This window comes from Oleiphilus sp. HI0043, assembly GCF_001634935.1.
On record NZ_LWEY01001412.1, the window covers coordinates 1 to 1103 of the forward strand.

A 1103-nucleotide genomic window follows, 5' to 3' on the forward strand; every position below is an offset into this window, starting at 1 on the left:
CAAAAATACATGGGCTGAATTGATTGTTGGGGTCATTGCCCTTCTCATTGGAATCGCAACAAAATAAACATAACCAGACCAAGCAACAGGTTCTTTATGAAACTAAAAACAATTACTTTACTCTTAGCAAGCCACTTATCTATAGGCGCATTGGGTATCGGTTTGGGGATATATATCCTGCCAATTCTAACGGCACCGACTGCGCCTTCAGAGTCAACGATCTCAGAGATTTCTTCGCAAGCGCGATATACCGGGAAGTTTAAAAGAGACCTAGAGGATAGCGACACCTTTCACTGGGGCGAAGGCATCGTTTCGCTTAACACTGAGTACATTTCTTTAGCTGGCCAACTGGCTCCCGGGCCAGACTATAAGCTTTATCTTTCTAAAGAGTTCGTAGAAACCGAGCTTGATTTTCAGCGCTTGAAGTCGTCAATGCTTCAAGTTGGTGACGTGACAACCTTCGAAAACTTTGTCGTCAAAGTGCCTCAGGGCACCAATATAGCTGACTTTAGCTCAGTCATTGTTTGGTGTGAGGCCTTTGGTGAGTTTATTACGGCAGCCAAATATCAGTAAATGAGTTCAGCGAACAGACTCTGCAATTAAAATATTTGATTCGCCCAAACGGTTAAACCCGATGCGACACTGCCGAAGTGGTCGCCATCAAGCACCTCGATGTCACCAAATTTATTGTGAATTGCTTTACGAATAACAGGGGACTGACCCGATCCCCCCGTTATAAAAATTAGATCGGGTTGTGTTTGCGCTTGTGTAATCGCTTCTTCCATCAAGCTCAGCATTTTCATCAAGGGTCGGTCAATTGCTTCAGCAAACTGCTCTAGCTTTACGTCTTGACTCAGCCCATCTTCGATAAACTCAAGTGAGCTTGAAACCCTATCGGCTGAGGACAAGGCGATTTTGCATTGCTCTGCGCTGCGAACAAGCTGATGTTGCTGCTGATTATTTCGCATTGAGATAAAGCGTTTGATCAAGTCTGGCTCAACACAATCGCGTAGTAGCTGTTCAATATCCAAGCCTGTATTAAGTTCATTAAACCGTGTCTGAGCCGATACATCGTTAGTGCTCACTGCGTCCCAGAAAAGCTG

Annotated in this window: 2 protein-coding genes; one reads left to right on the top strand and one right to left on the bottom strand. The window is 44.7% G+C overall.

Annotated elements, in window-relative coordinates; genetic code table 11:
- Positions 1 to 96: 96 nt before the first annotated feature.
- Positions 97 to 573 (top strand): DM13 domain-containing protein, encoded by a 477-nt coding sequence (locus tag A3729_RS19640; RefSeq protein ID WP_068633045.1) that lies wholly within the window; start codon positions 97 to 99, stop codon positions 571 to 573.
- 26 nt (positions 574 to 599) lie between these two features.
- Here the strand turns inward: A3729_RS19640 and A3729_RS19645 are convergent.
- A partial coding sequence (locus tag A3729_RS19645; protein ID WP_156498034.1) for an Hsp70 family protein occupies positions 600 to 1103 on the bottom strand: 504 nt, incomplete at its 5' end.

Excerpts from the sequence above, each read along its gene's own strand:
- A3729_RS19640 (WP_068633045.1), top strand. The coding sequence starts at position 97 with ATGAAACTAAAAACAATTACTTTACTCTTAGCAAGCCACTTATCTATA.